General features: G+C 37.6%; 18 protein-coding genes. 16 read left to right on the top strand and 2 right to left on the bottom strand.

The window, feature by feature from the left end; translation table 11 throughout:
- The 3 genes from AC0VYJ_RS19865 to AC0VYJ_RS19855 are packed head-to-tail and all read left to right on the top strand — an operon-like array spanning position 1 to position 2,177.
- A complete protein-coding gene (locus AC0VYJ_RS19865) occupies positions 1–1,182 on the top strand; it encodes an NAD(P)-dependent oxidoreductase (protein ID WP_475366020.1) in 1,182 nt (393 codons plus the stop codon).
- 48 nt (positions 1,183–1,230) lie between these two features.
- Positions 1,231–1,680, top strand: coding sequence for a PssD/Cps14F family polysaccharide biosynthesis glycosyltransferase (gene pssD / locus AC0VYJ_RS19860; protein ID WP_475366019.1), 450 nt, complete (start codon positions 1,231–1,233; stop codon positions 1,678–1,680).
- Positions 1,677–2,177 carry a glycosyltransferase gene (locus AC0VYJ_RS19855; protein WP_475366018.1) on the top strand — a complete coding sequence of 167 codons (501 nt, stop codon included), beginning with the start codon at positions 1,677–1,679 and terminating at the stop codon, positions 2,175–2,177. The genes pssD and AC0VYJ_RS19855 overlap by 4 nt, the downstream gene beginning before the upstream one ends.
- A 63-nt stretch (positions 2,178–2,240) precedes the next feature.
- Here the strand turns inward: AC0VYJ_RS19855 and AC0VYJ_RS19850 are convergent, their stop codons facing one another.
- Entirely contained in the window at positions 2,241–3,911 is a 1,671-nt protein-coding gene (locus tag AC0VYJ_RS19850) for a right-handed parallel beta-helix repeat-containing protein (RefSeq protein ID WP_475366017.1), read from the bottom strand.
- A 365-nt stretch (positions 3,912–4,276) separates the two neighbouring features.
- Here AC0VYJ_RS19850 and AC0VYJ_RS19845 point away from each other — a divergent pair, with 365 nt between their 5' ends.
- From AC0VYJ_RS19845 to AC0VYJ_RS19825, 5 genes are all read left to right on the top strand, one after another.
- Positions 4,277–5,395, top strand: a complete 1,119-nt coding sequence (locus AC0VYJ_RS19845) for a nucleotidyltransferase family protein (protein WP_475366016.1) — start codon at positions 4,277–4,279, stop codon at positions 5,393–5,395.
- A gap of 20 nt (positions 5,396–5,415) precedes the next feature.
- Positions 5,416–6,201, top strand: coding sequence for a hypothetical protein (locus AC0VYJ_RS19840; RefSeq protein WP_475366015.1), 786 nt, complete (start codon positions 5,416–5,418; stop codon positions 6,199–6,201).
- Positions 6,201–6,461: a PqqD family protein gene (locus AC0VYJ_RS19835; protein ID WP_475366014.1), complete on the top strand. Its 261-nt coding sequence runs from the start codon at positions 6,201–6,203 to the stop codon at positions 6,459–6,461. Before AC0VYJ_RS19840 ends, AC0VYJ_RS19835 begins: the two co-directional genes overlap by 1 nt.
- An 83-nt stretch (positions 6,462–6,544) precedes the next feature.
- Positions 6,545–6,934 (top strand): S24/S26 family peptidase, encoded by a 390-nt coding sequence (locus tag AC0VYJ_RS19830; protein WP_475366013.1) that lies wholly within the window; start codon positions 6,545–6,547, stop codon positions 6,932–6,934.
- Positions 6,912–8,687 carry an ABC transporter ATP-binding protein gene (locus AC0VYJ_RS19825; protein WP_475366012.1) on the top strand — a complete coding sequence of 592 codons (1,776 nt, stop codon included), beginning with the start codon at positions 6,912–6,914 and terminating at the stop codon, positions 8,685–8,687. Before AC0VYJ_RS19830 ends, AC0VYJ_RS19825 begins: the two co-directional genes overlap by 23 nt.
- A gap of 284 nt (positions 8,688–8,971) precedes the next feature.
- On the opposite strand, the gene AC0VYJ_RS19820 is transcribed toward AC0VYJ_RS19825, so the two are convergent.
- Positions 8,972–10,330, bottom strand: coding sequence for an SLC45 family MFS transporter (locus AC0VYJ_RS19820; RefSeq protein WP_475366011.1), 1,359 nt, complete (start codon positions 10,328–10,330; stop codon positions 8,972–8,974).
- 391 nt (positions 10,331–10,721) lie between these two features.
- On the opposite strand from AC0VYJ_RS19820, the gene AC0VYJ_RS19815 reads away from it, so the two are divergent.
- From AC0VYJ_RS19815 to AC0VYJ_RS19780, 8 genes are all read left to right on the top strand, one after another.
- Positions 10,722–12,353 (top strand): DUF2207 domain-containing protein, encoded by a 1,632-nt coding sequence (locus tag AC0VYJ_RS19815; protein ID WP_475366010.1) that lies wholly within the window; start codon positions 10,722–10,724, stop codon positions 12,351–12,353.
- Positions 12,354–12,839: 486 nt separating this feature from the next.
- Entirely contained in the window at positions 12,840–14,027 is a 1,188-nt protein-coding gene (locus tag AC0VYJ_RS19810) for a M14 family zinc carboxypeptidase (protein WP_475366009.1), read from the top strand.
- 68 nt (positions 14,028–14,095) lie between these two features.
- The gene (locus AC0VYJ_RS19805; RefSeq protein WP_475366008.1) at positions 14,096–15,148 is read left to right on the top strand and encodes a M14 family metallopeptidase; all 1,053 of its coding nucleotides are present in this window, start codon (positions 14,096–14,098) and stop codon (positions 15,146–15,148) included.
- Between the two features lie 280 nt (positions 15,149–15,428).
- Positions 15,429–16,223: an SDR family oxidoreductase gene (locus AC0VYJ_RS19800; RefSeq protein WP_475367528.1), complete on the top strand. Its 795-nt coding sequence runs from the start codon at positions 15,429–15,431 to the stop codon at positions 16,221–16,223.
- Between the two features lie 39 nt (positions 16,224–16,262).
- The gene (locus tag AC0VYJ_RS19795) at positions 16,263–17,735 is read left to right on the top strand and encodes an FAD-binding oxidoreductase (protein ID WP_475366007.1); all 1,473 of its coding nucleotides are present in this window, start codon (positions 16,263–16,265) and stop codon (positions 17,733–17,735) included.
- Between the two features lie 10 nt (positions 17,736–17,745).
- Positions 17,746–19,179: an FGGY-family carbohydrate kinase gene (locus AC0VYJ_RS19790; RefSeq protein ID WP_475366006.1), complete on the top strand. Its 1,434-nt coding sequence runs from the start codon at positions 17,746–17,748 to the stop codon at positions 19,177–19,179.
- A gap of 16 nt (positions 19,180–19,195) precedes the next feature.
- Complete coding sequence (locus tag AC0VYJ_RS19785) at positions 19,196–20,494, top strand: MFS transporter (protein ID WP_283153449.1); 1,299 nt, start codon at positions 19,196–19,198, stop codon at positions 20,492–20,494.
- A 323-nt stretch (positions 20,495–20,817) separates the two neighbouring features.
- Positions 20,818–21,534, top strand: a complete 717-nt coding sequence (locus AC0VYJ_RS19780) for a MurR/RpiR family transcriptional regulator (protein WP_475366005.1) — start codon at positions 20,818–20,820, stop codon at positions 21,532–21,534.
- Positions 21,535–21,582: the final 48 nt, after the last annotated feature.

The following is a 21,582-nucleotide window of genomic DNA, read 5'->3' as shown; positions in this document are numbered from 1 at the left end:
ATGAGGAAAAGAATAGGGGTCGTGGGGACTGGTTTTATTGGTACTGGACTTACCAAAACATTAAGAAATCGAAACGATATTATGATCGGGAAGGTTTTAACAAGGAGGGATCCTGCTACAGTCAAGGGCATCCCTCTGGAAGATTTAACAAATTCAATAGAAGACTTTCTAGAAAACGCTGATTTAATTGTTGAATGTAGTGGAGATGTACTATACGGCACAGAAGTAATAGACAGAGCAATGAAGGCTTCCTTACCAATCGTGACAATGAATTCCGAATTGCAAATTACCACTGGTTCTTATTTTGCAAAGAAAGGTTTTATTACTGAAGCAGAAGGAGACCAACCTGGCTCTCTTGCAGCACTTCGTGAAAACGCTTTGGAAATGGGCTTTAAACCAGTGGTTTATGGAAATATAAAGGGGTATTTAAATGAAGAACCAGAGATGCAGGATATGACTTTCTGGTCGAAAAAAAATGGAATTAGTTTAGAAATGGTGACTTCATTCACAGATGGTACAAAAGTGAATATAGAACAAGTATTAGTAGCCAACGGCCTAGGAGCTACAATTGCGGAGAATGGTTTATTAGGCCCAGAAGTTAAAAGTGTTTTCCAAGGAGGAGAAAAGCTTGCGGTAGAGGCTACAAGTCGTAATCATTCATTAAGTGATTACATATTATGCCCTAGTGCTCCTGCAGGAGTATTTATAACAGCAGAGCATACTAGTGATCAATATGATGCTTTAAAATATTTAAAAATGGGTGATGGCCCCTACTATACACTACTTCAGAATCATCACCTCTGTCATTTGGAAATTATAAAAACCATTAGAAGAGTATTTAGAGGTGAAGGGATTTTATTGAATAATTCCAGAAATCCTAAATTTAGTGTAGCTGCGATAGCTAAGCGAAACCTCCTACTCGGAGAATCTATTAATAAAGGAATCGGTAGCTTTGAAGTTAGAGGAACAAGTATAAAAATAGAAGATTTTCCACGCCATATTCCAATAGGTCTATTATCTAGAGGGAAAATAACAAAGTCAGTAAAAAAAGGGGAGTATCTTACTTTTGATAATGTAGAAATACCAGATAGTTTAGCTCTAGAAGCTTGGAATCAAACTCTTCATTCTTCAATTAATATGTCGGGTAATGAATTGATAAACGAATTGCCCATTTCCACCTAAACATGAAAGGTTTAATAAAAATAATCTAAACGAACAGGAGATGTTTAGATGAAAATTTGTCTTGTGGGTTCAAGCGGTGGTCACTTAATGCAGTTGTATCAATTAGAAAAATGGTGGAGAAAATATGAAAGGTTTTGGGTTACATTTGAAAAAGAAGATAGTTGCTCTTTGTTGAAAAACGAAAAGCGATATTGGTGTCATCATCCTACTAATCGTAACGTCAAAAATTTGTTGAGAAATACTATTCTATCCTGGAAAGTACTAATGAAAGAACGTCCAGATATTATTATTTCAACTGGTGCAGCTCCTGCCATTCCTTTTTTTTATCTAGGCAAACTATTTGGATGCAAACTAATTTACATTGAAGTTTATGATCGTATCGAACTTTCAACTCTCACAGGTAAAATTGTTTACCCTATAGCTGATAAATTCATCTTACAGTGGGAAGAGCAAAGAAAACTTTATCCCAAAGGTGAATTCCTAGGAGGGTTATTATGATATTTGTAACCGTGGGTACACATGAACAACCTTTTAATAGGTTGATTAAAGAAATTGATTGTTTGAAAAAAGATGGCATTATTTATGATGATGTATTTATACAGATTGGTTATTCTTCTTATATTCCTGAGTATTGCGATTCTGCAAAATTAATCAGCTACGATGATATGGTTAAAAAATCGAATGAAGCGCGAATAATTATTACTCATGGAGGACCAGGAAGTATTATGTTGCCATTATCTATAGGCAAAATCCCTATAGTCGTTCCGAGGCAAGAAGAATTTAAGGAACATGTCGATGACCATCAAGTCTATTTTTCTAAACGTCTCGAAAAAGAAAAAAGGATCATATCTATTTTTAAAATTGAAGAATTGAAAGATAAAATACTTGACTATTCTACGCTATGCTCTACAGTATCTAATAACAAAGTAACTTCAAATCTGGATTTTTTCATTGGTAGATTGGATGAGATTTCGATGGAATTAGTTCATAAGTGAGTGGGAAATTTCAATTAAGAAACAAACGAGTGAAGAGATAAAATCTCTTCACTCGTTTGTTTCTTAAGTTTCTTTTGTTGAAAGTTCAATAATTTCTTTGAAAATATTTAGTATTTTATCGATAGTAGCTTCATTTAGATCTTCAAGTCCTTCAACTGCTTTTAATAATTTGTTTTCAAATTCACTTGGACCATCAGTATCATCATTCTCTTTATAAATTACATTTGATTCGGAATAGTTAGGCGAATTTAAAATGTTTTTTTGTCTCGTTCCACCAATAAGGAGAACATCGTCATTTGAAACTGTTCCGTTTACCTGTCTTAATACAACATAATAAATCTGGGTTGGAATGGTTTGATTATCTTGAAAAGTGTTATTGACGAATGATCCATTTCCTACCACTGTCAGTCGGACACCTGATTTTCTTGTATCTTCTACAGTCGACTTCCCATTATTTAATAGAATGTTATTGTTGATTTCGAAGTTATTTTGTTTGTATAGACCGATACCTTCATCTGCGCTAGCTTCAATGTTATTAAACAAGATTTTAAGTCCAAAATTTAACTCATCTAAGTTAGCTACTAAGATACCTTCTTCACCGCTACTAATAATTTTATTTAAAATAATTTCGTTGTTGAGTGAACTTTCGCCTTGTAACTGAATCCCGACACTTTTGCTATTTGTTATATTGTTCTTTTGAATCAATAATTCATTGTATCTTCGTCTACCATTAGGGAAGTCCTTTGTGGTTACTCCCATAACAGATGCCTGTGCAAAAATTCCTCTTCCATTACTATCTATAATTTGGTTTTGGATAACATGAACCATATCTACTCCAGTAATATAAATAGCGTTTGCATCACCTGTTTGATTCGTTTGTTTAATAATATTATTCATTACACGAACATCAACAGCTTTATTCCGAAATCCTTCTATGAAGAGACCGTCTCCACCGTATCCGCCGTTTTGACCGTACCCTTCTACTAAATTGTTCTCAATTACTCCAAAACTTACAGTTCTAAATGCAATACCACTATTTCTTGAGTTATACACTTTATTATCCCGAATCATAATGTTTTTATGGGGGGGATGGCCTTCATTAACTGTATGTCCAATTTCAATCCCAAAATCAGCAGCATTCCTGACGATATTTCGCTCTATTGTAATATTGGAACACGATTTCCCAAGCTGATAACTAAAGAATATTCCATTTTGATGGTCCGTATTTTCGATTAAATTATCATTTATGGTTATATTCTTACATTCTTGTAGAGCAAGAATTCCATTAGAGCCACTATTAAGAATTATACTATTTTGAATTACTCCATTTTTAGAGTTATAAAGAACTATAGAAGCACTAGCAGAGTTAATAATTTCTATATTATTTATTTCAAAGCTATCGACCCAAGCAATCTCTACAGAATGAGCGTATGGATCGTTTATAAGATCTGGTCTACTATCCTTCATACCATCAAATGTAATATCACTAAGTTTAATATTGTTGCTGCGGTCTGCAATTAGTAACTTATGACTTGCTGAAGACCCGCTAGAACTTTTAGGATTAATTCTGATAATAGTTTTCCCTTTTCCAGCCCCTTTTAAATGTACTCCCGGTTTCAATAGGAGTGGCTCTGTCAGAACATAAATGCATTCAGAAGCCGTGACAATTCCGCCACCTGAAGCACTTACATTATTAATCTGTTCTTGAAGTGTATTCGCTGAACATAGTTCCATTTAATCCCTCCTTAATTTATCCCCCTTTGTATTAAAGGTGTAAATATTTTGTTTATGAACTAGTATATGGAGTCATTAGATATTATGGAATAGGAGCAATGTCTATTTTTATTGAATATGATAGTAAAGGTCATCAAAATAGCCAGCTTTAATATTTAGAAAATTGTTGCACTTAAATTTTTTGTGCGTTATAATGAACGTGAGATCTAACAAATACATAAAAAGGAGGTGGAAACTAATGAAAAGAACTTATGAAGCTCCAAAAGTTATTGATCATCAAATCATCCAATTCGAAACAAAGGCCTCTGGTAAAAAAGATAAAGATGATAAGAAAAAAGGCTTTTAAGTAAGAGAGGAGACTGATTATGATTATGTCTATGCTTGAGAAGATGTATACTCAAAAAGATCTTTATGAAGGGGGAGAAGATACCTACATATCAATGCTGAACGATATTAATGTGTTCGCTATAAAGTCCCAAGTGTACCATTATCTTAAGTCTTGTCAGCAGAAAAGTAGTTATTCGATATCCCTTATGAACCAATTAAAAAGTTCTTATGAGAAAGCATCTTATCAGAATTTAATGCTAAGACATGAACTTAATCATCTCCTCGATTGTTTTGAAGCAGCATCTTTACAAGTTATTCCATTAAAAGGAATAGTCTTCTCAGAAACTTATTTTAATAGTTTTTTAGCTAGAGGGACAGCAGACATCGATTTACTCATTCGCTCTTCCGACCTGCAAAAATCAATAAACCTTGTGAAAAAGGCTGGTTTTACTATTGAAGAGTCAGAAGATCCATCTAATAACCATTGTTCTTTTGTGAAAAATAATCCTAATAGTTCTTTATCTGTCTCCGTAGAATTGCATTGGAATTTAGATAAGGAATATTATTCCGATGTGCATATAGACCCGTTTTGGGATAACTCTATTTCCTATTCTAATTACAATTATGTAAGGGTTCTATCGGTACAAGATACGTTTTATTTCACTTCTCTCCATGCTGTACGACATAAAATGGATTCGTTGAAATATTTTATTGATCTTATTCAAATTCTATCAAATCATGCAGAGGAAATTGATTTCCATAAATTAAAAAATCGCGCCAAGTCTGATAAGACATGGAGAAAAATAAATGCTTGTCTGTCAATTTTGTACCAGGAGATTCCGTTTCTTGAAAAAATAAAATTTTACCCTTTTCGAAAACGTGTCCTTTTTTGGAGTTTAAGTAATGCACGAAAAGCTCAGAGAAATCATAAAGATCTTTCATATTACGTATATAAATTTTATTTTAATCATTGTCTTTTTGATTCTCCTAAACATCTAATTACTTCAACAAAACTGTTTCATGTTATCTATCCTCCTAAAATATATTTGAAGAATTTTCTAGGTGAAGATAAAGATAATCATTCAAGGTGGGTATTACTAAAAAAATATTACTTGGTACTTTTGCAGCAAAATTCGCTCAAATATCATAAGGCATAATGAATAAGGAGGAGTAACTTATGAATCAGCTATGGATTGAGATAGGTGATCACAGTATAAGAATTAATTCGCAGTCAGAGCAGGCCATTCAACACATTGTTAATGGATTTAAAGTGGTACCGACTAAACAGTCAAAAAAAGCTAACCTAGATATTGTAATAGAATACGGATACGGTTATCCTTTTAATAGTTTTGATGTAGATATCACAAAGGATAATGGAACTGTTTTCTATGATCGTGGGGATTATATTATTGAGGTCGACTCAAGCTATACGACTGCAAATATAAAGGTTCTTAATGATTTTGCTTTGAAGCATGCTCTCATGAACTTATATAGTGTTTTTATTGTCCATGAACAGTGGGGATTGCTTATTCATTCTTCATGCATGAGAGAAGGTAACCAAGCTTATCTTTTTTCAGGCCAATCTGGTGCTGGTAAATCTACTGTGGTTGAGTTGTCTTATCCACGTGCTATTCTTTCCGATGAAGCAACAGTAGTTAAAATAACAAGTAGCGGTACGAAAGTTTATGACTCACCATTCCGAAGTGATACAACTTCATCTTTTCAAGAACCATCGATCGAACTTGGAGGAATTCAACTTCTTGAACAGTCTGAAAACATTAACCGGTTTCGGTTAGAAAAATCCGAGAGTATGATGAGCTTATTTGATAAAGTCTTCTACTGGGCAAGTGATCCAGTTGAGACTAAAAAATTATTTGAGTTATTAAGTCAACTTGTTAGTAATGTACCAGTTTATAGGCTTCAATTTCAAAAAAATGATTTATTTTGGAAGGAGATTAGTTAATGGAAACTTATATTCGCCAATCTGATCTTGAAGCAGTAGAGATGGATGGAACTTGGGTTGTTCTACATCCTGTCGATTACACAGTGACAAAGTTAAATGCCCTAGGAGGTGTATGTTGGGAGCTTCTTACTAAGGAACAATCAGTTCAGTCACTAACTGAGAAAATTCAGAGTGATTATGAAGTTTCTACCGAAATTGTACAGAAAGATATTAAGCAATTTTTGAATGAAATGGTGGACGCCGGATTAGTAAAAAAATGAAGAATCAGTCCCAACTACTTAAGAAACTAATTAAATCTAATGAATTTCTTGAGGTCCCGTCACAAGGTTTCAGTATGTACCCTATGATTAGTCAAAATAATGTTTGTGCCTTCGAGCAGTTTAATCTAAAAAAATTAAAAAAAGGTGATATTTTGTTGTTTGAAACGAAAGATGGTGGCTTAACGGGACATCGCTATTTGCGAACTATTTATCTAAATGGGCAGATAGGATTTATATGCAAAGGAGATACGAATCTTTATCCTGATGCACCAGTATTTGAGGGGGAGGTTATTGGAAAATTAACAATGATCAAGAAAAGTAGAACAACAATAGATGTCACAAAATGGTTCATAAAAATTTATAGTTTTTTACTATGTCATTCCCGCGCGGCATCAATTTTATTACACATATACGTTCATAAAATATTAAAGAAAAGGAACAGAAAAGCCAATGAAGAGTCTAGCGCCAGTTAAAAGATTACTTGAGACAGGTGACATTAAAGGTTCCTTAACTTTTTTATCTTCATATATCAAACCGTACTGGAGAAGCTACTGCTGTCTCCTTTTTATTTTAATAGTAGACATTTTTCTAATTTTACTCTTTGCCTGGTTAATGCAACATATTACTGACAGTGCGGTGAATGGGGATTTTAAAGAGTTAAAGACACTTTTCACTGTTGGATTAATTGCACTAGTTGTTACAGGCATCGTAGATTATTTTGACTCCTATTTAAGAACCTACACTGTAAGTCATGTAAAGAAAGATCTTCGAACACAATTGTTTGAAAGATTTCTTTCTATTCCATATGCATCTTTTGAAAAGAATCATTCTGGTAAACTACTATCACATTTAACGAATGATATTGATAAGATCCATGGTGCCGTTGGCGGAGTGCTATTAAATTTAGTTCGTCTTCCTATCCTAGTTATTTCTATTTTTGTGTATCTTGTTTTATTGAATTGGCAATTATCTCTTCTATTTATCGTACTCGCTCCATTAACGATTATTTCAGGAATTGTCTTTGGAAAGCAAATGAGAGACAGGAATCGTCTTATTCATAAACAAGTGGAAGATATGCACATCACATTAAATGATTCATTCGCTGGTAATATGGTTCTTCGGACGTTTAGTCTTGAAACGTTATTTCTAAGACGCTTCCAACAATCATCGGACGAACTTCTTCATACTGAAATGAAAGAGGCCTCTATTCGTAGTTGGTTTAGTACAGCCGCTAATATGGCAGGAACGATGTCTTTCTTTATTACGTTAGGACTAGGGGCTTTTCTTGTAACGCATGGGCAAATTACGATTGGGGTATTACTCGCTTTTGTAAGTTTAATGCAAAGGTTGGTTTATCCTCTAACTTCCCTTGCAGAACAATGGGGGAGCTTTCAGCGTTCGATTGCTGCTGTTGAACGTATTATGGAAGCAATGCAGGAAAAACCAGAAATGAATCTTAAGGATCATATGAATCCACCTATTAGAATGAAACGAATGATTGAGTTTAGAAATTTGGACTTTCACTATCAGCAAAATGATGTGTTATTTCAAAATTTTTCATTGAAAGTGCCTGCTGGTAAAGTTACTGCTCTGGTTGGACCGAGTGGCGCAGGAAAAAGCACACTGTTCCATCTCCTTCAACGTGTTTATCAACCTCACAGTGGGAACATATTTTTTGATGATTTAGATGCCTTCGCAATGTCAGTAAATCAACAAAGAAGTTATTTTTCTTATGTACCTCAAGACACATTCCTTTTTAGTGGAACAATTGAAGAAAATATTGCATTTGGTAGGATAGGTGCTAGCAGGTTGGAGATAATTGAAGCTGCTAAGAAAGCAAATGCCCATCAATTCATCGTGGAGTTAAAAGGTGGTTATGAAACAGAAGTAGGGGAAAGAGGATCAAGATTATCTGGTGGACAAAAGCAACGAATTGCAATTGCTAGAGCCATCTTAAGAGACGCACCTATTTTGTTGCTAGATGAAGCAACTTCTGCGTTGGATAATGAATCAGAACGTTTAGTCCAAGAAGCCATAGAGCGACTTATGGAAGGACGCACAACTATAATGATTGCCCACAGGTTGTCTACAATACGGAATGCAGATCATATTGTTGTAATTAACAAAGGTGAAGTAGTAGAACAAGGATCACACGTGGAGCTAATGCAGTCTGGAAGAATGTATGCCAATTTGTATAACAACAGTGGGATGAGGATAGCTCAGTAGGCATGTTGGGTGTCTGTCACCACCCATTTATGTGGAACTATTTAATAAATATTTATATTCTTTGTGTGAAATGGTTTCTTTATCAACCAGAGGAAGTTGGGGCTTTGTTTAGAGAGACGTCTCAAACAGTATATTTCTTAAGTTAAACAAACGATTGATTAAAGAGTTTCTATTCTATTTTTTAAGTTAGACTATAAAACTTGAAAAGCCAGATAAGCTAATTGTTTGCTTATCTGGCTTTTTCGTTTTATGAATGTCATTGGACAGAATCGTCTCGTTCATGTCTACTTCGCATACGTCTCCTTAATAACCGGTACAGACAACGCCCCAACGACAAGTAACACACCTGAAAGCAAGATCATAAACGGCATGGAAGATCCGATCAATGGGAATAAAACAAAGCTTAAGCATGAAGCAATAATTTGCGGTAAACAAATGCTACCGTTAAATAACCCAAGATATGTACCCATGTTCTTCCCTTTCAACGCGTTCGTTAAGATCGTGAATGGGAATGTCATCATTGCGGCCCAAGCGATTCCGATTAACGTAAAGGAAATAACGAGTGCCCACTGATTGTGCACGAAGAAAACAGATCCAAATCCGATCCCACCTAGCAATAAGCTCATGGAGTAATAGAATTTGCGTGAGTTGTTTGGAATTCTGGATAACGCGAGAGACCAGAGTACGGCGCCAATCGACTGAACGGCTGTTAAAATCCCAAACCAGTTCCCGGCATCTTGATAAGCTGCGCTAGAAGGGTCGCTCGTATTCCAAACATTTAACGCAATGGCACCGGTGCCATACGTCCACAAGTATTGAAAACCTATCCAGCAGAATAATTGAACGAGTGTAACGGTCCAAAATACTTTTGGAGCGCTTCCAAGCAATTTGAAAATGTTTACCTTTTCTTTCGTCGATTCTTTCGAAATGCCGTGATAAACTGCGAACTCATCTGGAGTATACTCTTTTACTTTCCATACCGTTATCAGACTACAGATGATGAGAACTCCTGCACCAACATAAAATGAAAGGACGACAGATTGTGGCACAACGCCTTTTGGTGCGCTGTTTGAAACGCCGATAATTGTTAATAGAAACGGGAAAATACTAGCTAACACAGCACCACTATTTGATAAAAAGCTTTGGATCGAATACGCAAATCCTTTTTGTTCTTTGTTCACCATGTCCCCAACCATCATTTTAAATGGCTGCATCGCCATGTTTGATGAGACATCCATAAAGAGAATGGCAATGGCGCCAAACGTCATGGCTGTTACTGCAGTAAATCCGAAACTACCCGAATTGGGCAAGAGACACATGACAATGACAGCAACTACAGCTCCAACGAGTAGATAAGGAATTCGTCGGCCAAGCCCTGGAATCCAGGTCCTATCGGAAAAATATCCAACTAAAGGTTGGACAACTAATCCAGCGAGTGGCGGTAGGATAAAGAATAAACCGAGATTATGAGGATCTGCTCCTAAGGTTTGGAAAATGCGTCCCATATTCGCGCTTTGTAATGAAAAGGCCATCTGAACCCCTAAAAATCCGAAGCTAATTAACCAGATTGTCGTGAGAGGTAGAGCGGGTAATTCTTTTTGATATCGCTTTTCATTCGTTGTGGCAACTTGTTCTTGTAACATAATTTCCTCCTGTATATGTATGGCGTATAAATAAGTGAACAAAGAAAATGCAATCGCTTGCATGAGAATTAAAAAATAAAAGCTGTACTCGCGAATGGTTCGATCAGCCTTCTGTAAAGTGAATTAGTCGTGATAACGCTTTAGTTATAAGCTTTATACCTCACTAGGATCGTGAAGTAGTAAAGGAATGCATCATTAATATGGTAAAGCGTTTTCTTTGAATAGTATATACTAATCTTTAACATTTACGCAACCGTTTGCATTAATGTTATTGTGAAAAATAATGTTTTAATGTCAAATCAATTTCTAATCTCAACGTAATGAATTTGTAACTTTTACCTATTTTATCCGTATATAAAAGTGTAAATGTACAGGAAAGAAGGTTACGTCTATGAATAAGGTGTTAGTTTTAGGCTTTTTTCTTTTTATCTTACTCATTCCTGTAAATGTATGGGCGGTTGAGTTTTCTATTGAAGCGACCGATATCACTGCCCAACTACACGAGGACGGTCAGGTAGATGTAAAAGAAAGCCACACGTATGAATTTGATGGAGATTTTAACGGCATCACAAGGAGACTTATCTCGAAAGAAAAGACGACAATTAAGAACTTCCAAGCTACTGAAAATGGGAAGGAACTTAAGGTAGAGAAAGATGGTGATGTTTATAAAGTATACCGTGGTGGCTCTGATGAAACCGTAACTGTCGACATCACCTATACGATTACTAATGGAGTGGAACGATTCGAAGACGTCGCCCAGTTTTATTATCCTTTTTTTGACGAAAGCAATGAAACGACATACGAAAATATGACGATAACGGTTGTACCTCCCATACCTGCTGATGTGAAGGCAGCGTACGGATATGATGAAGCTTATGATGCTGTTGAAACGATTGATGAGGGGACAGTCGTTTTCAATCTCGGGGAAGTATCGAGTGAGGAAAACGGCGATATTCGCGTTGCATATGATGCCTCACTTTTTTCAGAAGCAACTTTGACAGCTGAAATGCCAATGCTTGGTGACATTCTTTCTGGTCAAGAGAAAATGGACGCGGAAGTAGCTGCCGAAAGGGAGGCGAGAGAGCGTTGGGGTGGGGTTGCTCCTGTGATTGTTGGTGGATTGCTTCTAATTGTAATTGGATTGCTCGTTCACGCAATCAGAAGAAAGAGGTTGACTGAGATTGAGATTGAACGGCAGATTAGCGGAAATGGTCGCTTTCCAGATACAGAAATGAGCTTGCCAGCAATTCTATTGTTTACAGGAGGTAATCTTAAAGCATCAGCGGTTATTGCTTCGTTACTTGAACTTGTTCGAAAAGAAAATATCAAAAAGATATCAGATGAAGAGTTTGAACTAGTGAATAGAGATACTGATTTTAAGCATGAAACTAGATTAATCGAATGGCTATTTGATGATATTGCTTCAAGTCATATCTTTCACGTGAAGGATCTGGAAAGCTATGTGGAAGAGAAGAAAAATCATGAGAAATATCAAAAAAGCTTTTCAGGCTGGAAAGAAGCGGTACGGAGAGAGTATAAGCAGTATGACCTGACTGAAAAAGCAGTGAAAACCCGTTGGATTTCAGGATTAGCCGCACTTGGATCCTTCATAAGCATCTTCTTGTTTGCTTATCATGAACTGTTTCTCTGGATGCTTCTGGTTAGTTTGCTTTTCCTTTTCTTTCTCATCTTTCCCATCGCCTACCGACCGTTAAATGAAAAGGGAAGAAGAATTATGGAAACAGTGACGCCGCTAAAGGTCAGCGATCAATGGAAAGAGTGGGATCAGAATGAACAAGTTCCGGCTCTTCTATACCAAATTGGAGCCGGAAAGCGAAAGGTGTCCGCTCAATTTGCTTCTACGTCACAAAATAATGAGTGGATGATTTACCTACTTTTAGCTGAAACGTTTCAGTCAGGCTTTGAAAAAGCAGATCAACATACTGCCGTATCAGCAGCTGGTTCTAGCGGTGGCGGTGGATCAGGCGTAGGAGGTGGGGGAGGAGGTTCAGGGGCGTTTTAGAAAAAGCCCGCTGAAAAAGAAATCGTCTTTAAAATTAACTTACAAGATTATACAGAAAAACCAGGGGCTAATCTGTTAATTGATTAGTTTACCTGGTTTTTTTGTGGATTTTTGAAATTCATTTATTAACTTTCGTTTATCTGCTTTATGTGTTGAAAGACAAAAGAAAGATGGAGATCACTTTTTAGCTACCTGAAACCGTAAAACCGGAACCCTTCCATTAACAATATGATAGCAAATCCTAATGACAACGAAGAAGAACACGGTGATGAAAGCATTGAAATTTGCTTGGTGTTGAAGAAATCACAATCACCGTCAAATGTCCTTTTCTTTTTTATAACGATGTTAAAATCCCCCATGTAAATCGACCTATTTTCTCCATAACCCTTAGTCCAAACGTTTCGTTTTCGCCAGATTTAAAAGGGAAGGAGATGGAAATCGAGAATGACGGAGTGGTAGAGTCTTTAAAAACGGAGGAGGAATGAGATGAATCGAAAGAAAAAGGTAACGTTGTTGTGTAGCACGCTGATATTGACATCAGTATTTGCTAGCTCTACGATGGCAGCGCCGAACGCCAAACCAGTGCAAGCGCAAAGCCAAGAATACTCGATCTCTGGTTTTATTAGTCATGCGGAGCTAAGTAAAAAACTTCAGCAAATTGATAAAAGCAGTCAGGGACAGGTTAATGTGGAGGTTGCAGGTTACTCCAATCAAGGCCGTGAAATTTATAAGGCGACAGTTGGATCGGGTGACAAAGTCATTTTAGTACAAAGTGAAATTCATGGGAATGAAAAAACGGGTACGGCAGCACTATTGAATTTACTGCAGAAGCTTGGCTCGAATTCGCCAGAAGCAAAGAAAATCAGGAATGAAGTGACGATTGTTGCCATGCCGATGGTGAACCCGGATGCGACAGAGTTAAACAGACGGGGAAATGATATGTCCTGGAGTGAAGTTGTGGAAGATTTCCCTCAGCTCGCTAGTGCGTTGCCATCCTGGAATTACTACACGTATACGAACCAATATTGGGATTATGATTCGAATCCGGGATTTGATGTGAACCGAGATTTTAATCCAAATCTTAACTATGTGCCACAACCTGAAGATTTTCCAAATAACTCTTCAAATCCAGGCTGGTACATTACTCCTGAAGCCCAAACGGTTCGTGATGTTTACAAAGGGTTGTTGAGTGAGTATGGAGTAGTCGATGTGTTCGTTGATTTGCATCATCAAGGCGAATATTTTGTTGAAGGCACAGATGATAAAGTGACGCTTTCGATTTCAGGGGATTTTGTTCCTGATCCTGAAAGTGAAGAAGGCTCGAAATACAGTGAGTATGCTGATACATATGATGGTGATTTTTCAAAGCAGTTAAATGTTGCTGCATATAACGCTCTGCAAGAACGAGGGAATTCCCCATTTGATCATATTAGCCTGTATCCACAGAATCTTGATTTACCTGGTACTGCACTTGGTTCCTTTGCACTTAATGGAAGCGGCGCAGTGCTGTTTGAGGTAACTGGTCAAACGCAAAGCTATGGTCAGAAGGAAAAAGGAAGGCTGATTAAGGCCGTTGAAATTGGACTTAATGGCATTATTGACAGCGTAGTGAGCGAAGATGTTTATGAAATTGACCCTGAGGATTATGATAGCATCCCATTAACAGAACGATAGTCCAGTTAGATACAGAGTTTTATAAGCGGAAACACAACCAATCATTGATGATTTAGAGGAGGATATATATGAAAAAACAAATTCTTACATTAACAGTAGCAGGAACGATGCTTGTGTCTGGTTCGTTTTTAACAGGGAATACGGCTTTAGCTGGAGATAACGGACCGAATGGACCGAACTATGGTGGCAATGAAACGATAAAAAATGAACGCCTGCATTCTTATGAAGAAATGGTGAGCTTTTTAGAAAAAGTCGATAAGCGCTCTGAAGCGTTGGAGCTTGAAGTGTACGGTCAGTCGGTTAAAGGGAGAGATCTTTACCTTGCTAAGTTTGGTACCATGAACCCAGATAATCCAACAATTCTATTCTTAACACAGCAGCACGGAAATGAAACGTTAACGACGGAAGGCGCTCTTGAGATGATTAAGTATTTATCTTCGAACGGAAACAATGTGCAGAATATCCTTGATAACGTGAATGTGCTGATTGCACCGCGACTTAATGTTGATGGGGCAGAAGGTGATGTGAATTTTTCATTAGAAGACTATGTTTCTGGTACGCATACACGCTATAATGCCAACGAAGTTGATCTTAACCGTGATCATGTGGATCGCGAGCAGCCTGAAACACAGGCGCTACACGAGAATGTGCTACAAAAATATTCGCCGGATTATATGATTGACCTTCATCATCAGGGGACGCAAACAACGTTAGGCCACACGGGCGAGCTTGTGTCTGGTTCTATTCTTTATCCTACAAACGGAGACGTTGATCCAGAAGTGGTGGAGCAGTCTAAAGAACTCGGATCCGTTGTTTATAACGCGGTTGAAGCAAAAGGATATGGCCTACTGTCGAAGTATCCGGGAGGAAGTGCGCCAACAATTAGTCGAAACGGACTCGCGATGGAATACGGTATTGCAACACTTCTTTTTGAAATGCGTGGTATGGCCGATCATTATCGCGATGATTACGTTCTCGGGCAGAAGAGTAATGGTTATTTAATCCAACAAGCGGTTACGGCAATGAAAGCGAGTCTAAATGCACTGGCAGATGATTCGATTGATTCAGCAGATACTACTTTCTGGGATACGCTTCCGGAAAGTAATTATGATGGGGAGTAAGTAAAAAAACCTACGATATAAGAAAAAGATAGTTTAAATGTGAGAGATAAACCTATTAGAGATTTAATAGGTTTGTCTCTTTTTTCTTGTTTTTAACGAAAAAAGAGGTGAGAGGGTAATGAATCCCACTTGCACGACAAGAAAATTTTCCTTTTATTATAATTTATTTATAATAAAAAGAGAAATTTCTCTGAAAACGCTTGATTTTCATTTTGTGGAGGATTAGAATGAACCTAGTTGAAGAAAAGATAAAATAATCTGAAGGGTGGCAATATTGAGTATGAACCCGGAAATGAATAAGATCACTGATTTTAATATGGATTTTTTTAATCTTAAAGGAAAAGTTGCAATTATCACTGGAGGTAATTCAGGACTAGGGCAAGGATTTGCGCTTGCGTTAGCGAAGGCAGGAGCTAATATCTTTGCGGTTAGTATGGAAGAAGATGACGACAGAACGAAGAAATTAATTGAAGCAGAGGGCGTTCAATATCATTTAATGCTTGGAAACTTAACTGAAGAAGGCGTCTGCAAGCATATTATTGATAAATGTTTAAGTGTTTTTGGAAAGATTGATATTCTCGTCAATAATGCCGGGATTAACATCAATGAACCAGATGTTACGAAGTTCTCCAGACTTCAGTGGGATAAAATGGTGTCTGTCAATTTAAATGCTCCGTTTGAACTGTCACACGAAGCAGCAAAACATATGATTCCACAACAAAGCGGAAAAATTATTAATACGTGCTCACTGTTCTCTTATCTTGGTGGACAATGGTCGCCAGCTTATGCAGCCACAAAGCATGGTTTGGCTGGATTTACAAAAGCGTATTGCGATGAACTCGCTCAATATAACATTCAAGTGAATGGCATTGCGCCTGGGTACTTTGCAACAGACGTAACAAAGAACACGCGAGAAAATCCTGAAAGCAATCAGCGCGTACTGGATCACATTCCGGCGAATCGCTGGGGAAACATTCAGGATCTCATGGGAGCGGTTGTTTTCTTGGCATCTGACGCTTCTAACTATGTAAATGGAACGTTACTTAATGTCGATGGTGGTTACCTCGTACGATAAATTCTATTAAACTATCATAATAAAAAAGGAGAATCAATTATGAAAAACCTATTAGAAGAATTAAAATCTCTACTTTCTGAGGATCAAATCGTAACAAATGAAGAGGCGCTCTACGATGCATCAGCTGATCGCTATAAGAAATACGCAAAAACGAAAAATGTACTTGATGTTCCAGCACCACTTGCGATCGTGTTTCCTCATTCAACGGAAGAAGTTAAAACGCTTCTCATGTTCTGTAATGAAAATAATATTAACGTGATCCCTAGAAGTGGGAAAACAGGCACTGAGGGTGGACTTGAGAACTGGAAAGAAACGACGCTCGTCATTGACGGTTCTAAGATGAATGAAATTATTAAAATGGATACGTACAACATGCAGGCTACGGTTCAGTCTGGGGTGAAGCTTCAAACGCTTGAAGATGAGCTACGTAAATTGGGCTATACGACTGGTCACTCACCGCAGTCCAAGCCAGTTGCTCAATATGGTGGCCTTGTTTCCACAAGAAGTATTGGTCAGCTTTCCACTTTGTATGGTGCGATTGAGGATATGGTTGTTGGCCTAGAATGTGTTTTTCCTGAAGGACAAGTTTCAAAGATTAAGAACGTTCCAAGACGTTCTGGCGGCCCGGATATTCGCCACATTGCGATTGGGAATGAAGGTGCACTTTGTTATATCACAGAAGTAACGGTGAAAATCTTTAAGCACAATCCAGAGAATAATGCGTTCCACGGCTACTTGATTAAAGATGTTGAAACTGGGATCAAAGTGCTACGTGAAGTCATGGTGAATGGTTACCGTCCATCTGTTGCGCGCGTTTATTCTGAAGAAGATGCAAGACAGCATTTTAAACATTTTTATAATGATAAGTGCGTTTTGATTTTCATGGCGGAAGGTCCAAAAGGAATCGTGGAAGCGACTAACGCAGGTATTGAAGAAGCAGTTGAAAAGTTCCAGTCAGGAATTGTTGAAAAAGTAGATTCGTCGCTAATTGAAAACTGGTTCAATAACTTGAACTGGGATGAAAGCCGCATTGAGCGCGAAATCCAAGATATGATTGATCACAATACTCATGATGGGTTTACAACAGAAGTGTCGGCTGACTGGGAAAGTATCCCGAAACTTTATAACAATGTTATCGAACGGATTAAAAATGAGTTTGATCGTGCAGATGAGCTAACGATGCTTGGCGGTCACTCTTCTCATAGCTACTTGAACGGAACAAATATGTATTTTGTTTACAACTACACAATTAATTGTGCACCAGAAGATGAAATGCGCATTTATCACCACCCGATTCACCAAATCATTATTGAAGAAACGTTGAAGCTTGGCGGCTCTATGTGTCACCACCATGGTATTGGGAAGTATCGTTCTGAATGGACAAAAGAAGAGCACGGTTCTGCATACTATATGCTTGAGAAGTTGAAAGAAGCGTTTGATCCAAAAGGCATCATGAATCACGGAACGATTTTCCCTCAACCTAGCGAAGTGAAAAAGTATATTAGAGGCTAGGAGGGAAATCATGGCGAATCGATACATCATGGGGATTGATAATGGATCACAAAGTACAAAAGTAGTGATCTTTGACCTAGAAGGAAATGAAGTCGCTTATGGTTCACAGGCGTTAAGGGAAACCTTAACACCTGAACCAGGCGTCGTCATTCACCCAGACGATGACTTATGGGATAGTGTTTATTACGGTGTGAAAAACTGTTTAGCAAATTTCGACGGTAATCTGAAAGAAATCGAAGCAATCGGGTTATGTACAATCCGATGCTGTCGCGTTTTACTTAATGAAGACGGTGATTTAGCCCATCCAGCGATTAGCTGGATGGATGCTAGATTATCAAAACCGTATGAGCACAAAGATGATCGCGTACAGTATGTGACAACAACTTCTGGCTATTTAGGATTACAGCTGACGGGAGAATACAACGATACGGCTGGTAATCAGGAAGTATTTTGGCCGATTGACCGTGAAACGTTAGATTGGTCGACGGATGACGCCGTAATTGAAGCGAACGGCTTACGAAGAGATATGCTGTTTAACCTTGTGAAACCAGGTGAAAAGCTCGGTTCCATTCGTAATGAGCTTGCAAAGGAATTTGGTTTAAGCGAAGGCATTCCAGTCGTTGCTACTTCGAACGATAAAGCGGTGGAAGTGCTTGGATCAGGTATTCAGAACGACAGTTCAATCATGATTTCATTGGGTACCTTTATTTCTTCCATGTTATTAAGAGACAACTATTATGAGGACGCGAAAAACTTTTTTCCAACCTTTGCATCCATTCCTTTTAAATACGTCTATGAATCTAACGGTATTCGACGTGGATTATGGACGGTTAGCTGGTTTAAGAAGTTAATCGGTGAAGAGCTTGTAACGGAAGCAGAAAAGTTAGGGATCTCGGAAGAAGAGTTCTTGAATCGTAAGGCGGAAGAAGTTCCTGTTGGTAGTGAAGGGTTGATTACGATCCTAGATTGGTTAGCTTCACCTGATAAGCCTTATCGAAAAGGGTTAATGCTAGGCTTCGATCAACGACATTCTAGGTACCATATTTATCGTTCGATCCTGGAAGCGATTGCATTTAATATTAAAAACAACATTGATGAGATGTTAGATGAAATTGATGTGGAGCTGAATGAATTAGTCGTGATCGGTGGGGGTTCCAAGAGTGATGTCATCATGCAAATCCTGTCCGATTTATTTGGGTTACCCGTGCATCGGCGGAAGGGAAGCAGTAGTGCCTGTTTAGGGGCAGCCATTAGCGCTTCGAAGTATTTAAGTGTTTACGATGATTTTTCTGAAGCGATTGAGCAAATGGTGAAAACGGAAAAAACGTTTGAGCCGAATGCGGAGAATTACAATTTTTATAAGACCTTAAACGAAACGGTTGTACAGCATGTGAGAAAGCATACGGATGAAATTTTTAAACTTTCTTATCCGATTTTTAAATAAGAAATGGATGATCCTTATGAAATCCAATAATCTGAAACGATATTTTCAATTTATGCTTATAGTGTTAGCGGCAGGTGCTATTTTTCCACTCATTTACCTTCGAACAAATTATCAAGGGACGATATTAGAAGTGTATGGGATGAGTTTATCGCAATTAAATAGCATTTTTTCCGTTTTAGGTGTCGCGTTTATAATCGGTTACTTTCCAAGTGGGTGGATTTCGGATCGGTTTTCCGCTAAGAAACTCATTTCTGTTTCTTTATTTTTTGTAGGATTAGCTGGTATTTGGTTTGCTCAAGTGCCAAGCTATCCAGTTGTCATTCTCATCTTTGCAATTTGGGGGATCTTCTCTGTTTTAACCTTCTGGGCAGCCCATTTAAAACTTGTGAAGCTCATTTCAAAAAAAGAAGAAGAAGGACGCTTTTTTGGGATTTTGGATGGCGGTCGAGGTGTTGTTGAAGCAACACTAGCGAGTATCGCAGTGTTTATCTTTTCAAGAGTACTTGGAACAAGTACAGCTGTAGCGGATAAACAAGACGCGTTGGTGAATGTTATCTATCTGTATTCAGGCGTACTGATTGCAGTTTCTGTTCTGATTATGATTTTTGTGGATGTTGAAGATAACTCTACTAAGAAAACAGAAAAAGATGTGAAAAAAGGACCACCCCTAAATTTAGCGACTTTGAAAAAAGTTTTTGCTAACAAATTTGTCTGGTTACTTGGTGGCATCATTTTTATGAGTTACATTGTGACGTGGACCGTGTATTATTTTGGAGGGTTTTTAGAAACGAATGTTGGAATGAATGCATCTATTGTAGGGACCATCACAGTGACAATGCTTTGGATGCGGCCAATTGGTGGTGTTGTCGGAGGGTTTTTAGGAGATAAATTTGGGAAAAGCAGTATCCTTATAATAGCCTTGGGATTAGCGACCCTCTTTTTGACAGCGGTTGCAATATTACCAACAACTTTGCCGAATTTTTACTTTAGTGCATTGATTATCTTAAGTGGTTTATCTGTCTATACGATCCGAGGTCTTTATTGGGCGCTACTAGGCGATTGTGACATTGATGACGAAGTACTTGGTCTATCAATTGGTTTAGTTTCATTTATTGGTTACTTACCAGACATTCTATTACCGCTCGTTATGAGCTTGATGCTTTCATCCTTTGGAGATGCAGGGGGTTACAATGCATACTTCATCTTTAGTGCAGTAGCTGGTGTATTAGGTATCATCATTACGCTAATCTTTAAAACGACAGTTAATCGAAACGTGAAATATACTGAGCAAGAGTCACACCAAAGCGCAGTATAAGAAGCGGAATCTATTCCAATAATAGACAGGCAATCGTAATTTTCGATGAGGAAATTACGATTGTTTATTTTATAGTAATTTTATTCATATAGTTTGCTTAGTGATAGTAGAAATTAAAAGCTTAAGGGGATAGACTTATAGGGAAAAGAAAAACGAGTTGGAATGAAATCAGGTTCCAACTATCAGTTGAAAGAGAATGAAAGGCGTATTAGCTGACTTATTTCATCAATGTTAATAGGATATAACGATTATTCGTAGTTAGCAACCAGTCTTATCGGTATGGCCTAGGGACTGGAGCAAGAAAGGAAGGGAATGGCAATTAAATGATCAAATTAGATACGGCTAATTTAACGAAATTAGAAGAAGAAGTTCACGGCAAATTATCGGATGTTGTTGCTACAAACGATAAGTTGAAAATCATCGATGCCGCTGAGCTATGTGAAGTCTCTCCCTCAAAAGTGTCGAAGCTCGTTCGGAAATTAGGCTTCGATAACTTTAAGCAGTACAAGCTTTACTTTAGCGGCCAGCAAATTAACCTTGAAAAACAAAAAAAATCAAATGAAATTGAGCGATTGATGCAGTTTTTGGAAAACTTCGATCCTGCCCTTATTGATGATTTTGTTTCTGTTTTTCAAAAGTATAAGAAGGTGATTATCTACGGTCTTGGACCATCTTTTATTAGTGCAGAGTACTTTGCGTACAAGTTGACAGTTGTCACAAATAAAAATATCACCGTAGCACAAAGTGAAGACTTTGCGAGCCGACTGGCAGATGAAGATACGCTTCTGATCGTTCTTTCCGTTACAGGGAAATTCTCATCGTTTGAAAATTTATTTACAGAAACAAAGCAAAACGGTGCAGATATCATGCTGATTCTAGAAGAGTATGTGAACACGTTAAATTCGATGGCGGACTATATTTTCTATTTATCGAAGTTTAATCAGGATAACAGCCTGCTTCCTTTTGAAAAAACGAGAACGGTGTTTTTTATTTTTATTGAAGAAGTGATTGCGAGGATTAGTGGGGGAGGGGCACGATGAATACGGTATTAGAAAAGCGTCTTACTTCATAGGGGAATGAGGTGAGAC

The sequence above is a fragment of the Anaerobacillus sp. 63XJN7_5_ISO-PGPR-S23-430 genome, from assembly GCF_056173695.1.
Note: the sequence above shows the minus strand (reverse complement) of the source record. Positions and strands in the feature narration are given on the sequence as shown.

What these genes read in the sequence shown, in the direction of transcription:
- pssD (WP_475366019.1), top strand. Translation starts at nt 1,231, where the DNA reads ATGAAAATTTGTCTTGTGGGTTCAAGCGGTGGTCACTTAATGCAGTTG.
- AC0VYJ_RS19845 (WP_475366016.1), top strand. Translation starts at nt 4,277, where the DNA reads ATGATTATGTCTATGCTTGAGAAGATGTATACTCAAAAAGATCTTTAT.
- AC0VYJ_RS19835 (WP_475366014.1), top strand. Translation starts at nt 6,201, where the DNA reads ATGGAAACTTATATTCGCCAATCTGATCTTGAAGCAGTAGAGATGGAT.
- AC0VYJ_RS19865 (WP_475366020.1), top strand. Translation starts at nt 1, where the DNA reads ATGAGGAAAAGAATAGGGGTCGTGGGGACTGGTTTTATTGGTACTGGA.
- AC0VYJ_RS19805 (WP_475366008.1), top strand. Translation starts at nt 14,096, where the DNA reads ATGAAAAAACAAATTCTTACATTAACAGTAGCAGGAACGATGCTTGTG.
- AC0VYJ_RS19785 (WP_283153449.1), top strand. Translation starts at nt 19,196, where the DNA reads ATGAAATCCAATAATCTGAAACGATATTTTCAATTTATGCTTATAGTG.
- AC0VYJ_RS19820 (WP_475366011.1), bottom strand. Translation starts at nt 10,330, where the DNA reads ATGTTACAAGAACAAGTTGCCACAACGAATGAAAAGCGATATCAAAAA.
- AC0VYJ_RS19830 (WP_475366013.1), top strand. Translation starts at nt 6,545, where the DNA reads ATGATTAGTCAAAATAATGTTTGTGCCTTCGAGCAGTTTAATCTAAAA.
- AC0VYJ_RS19810 (WP_475366009.1), top strand. Translation starts at nt 12,840, where the DNA reads ATGAATCGAAAGAAAAAGGTAACGTTGTTGTGTAGCACGCTGATATTG.
- AC0VYJ_RS19795 (WP_475366007.1), top strand. Translation starts at nt 16,263, where the DNA reads ATGAAAAACCTATTAGAAGAATTAAAATCTCTACTTTCTGAGGATCAA.
- AC0VYJ_RS19855 (WP_475366018.1), top strand. Translation starts at nt 1,677, where the DNA reads ATGATATTTGTAACCGTGGGTACACATGAACAACCTTTTAATAGGTTG.
- AC0VYJ_RS19800 (WP_475367528.1), top strand. Translation starts at nt 15,429, where the DNA reads ATGAACCCGGAAATGAATAAGATCACTGATTTTAATATGGATTTTTTT.
- AC0VYJ_RS19780 (WP_475366005.1), top strand. Translation starts at nt 20,818, where the DNA reads ATGATCAAATTAGATACGGCTAATTTAACGAAATTAGAAGAAGAAGTT.
- AC0VYJ_RS19840 (WP_475366015.1), top strand. Translation starts at nt 5,416, where the DNA reads ATGAATCAGCTATGGATTGAGATAGGTGATCACAGTATAAGAATTAAT.
- AC0VYJ_RS19850 (WP_475366017.1), bottom strand. Translation starts at nt 3,911, where the DNA reads ATGGAACTATGTTCAGCGAATACACTTCAAGAACAGATTAATAATGTA.
- AC0VYJ_RS19825 (WP_475366012.1), top strand. Translation starts at nt 6,912, where the DNA reads ATGAAGAGTCTAGCGCCAGTTAAAAGATTACTTGAGACAGGTGACATT.
- AC0VYJ_RS19790 (WP_475366006.1), top strand. Translation starts at nt 17,746, where the DNA reads ATGGCGAATCGATACATCATGGGGATTGATAATGGATCACAAAGTACA.
- AC0VYJ_RS19815 (WP_475366010.1), top strand. Translation starts at nt 10,722, where the DNA reads ATGAATAAGGTGTTAGTTTTAGGCTTTTTTCTTTTTATCTTACTCATT.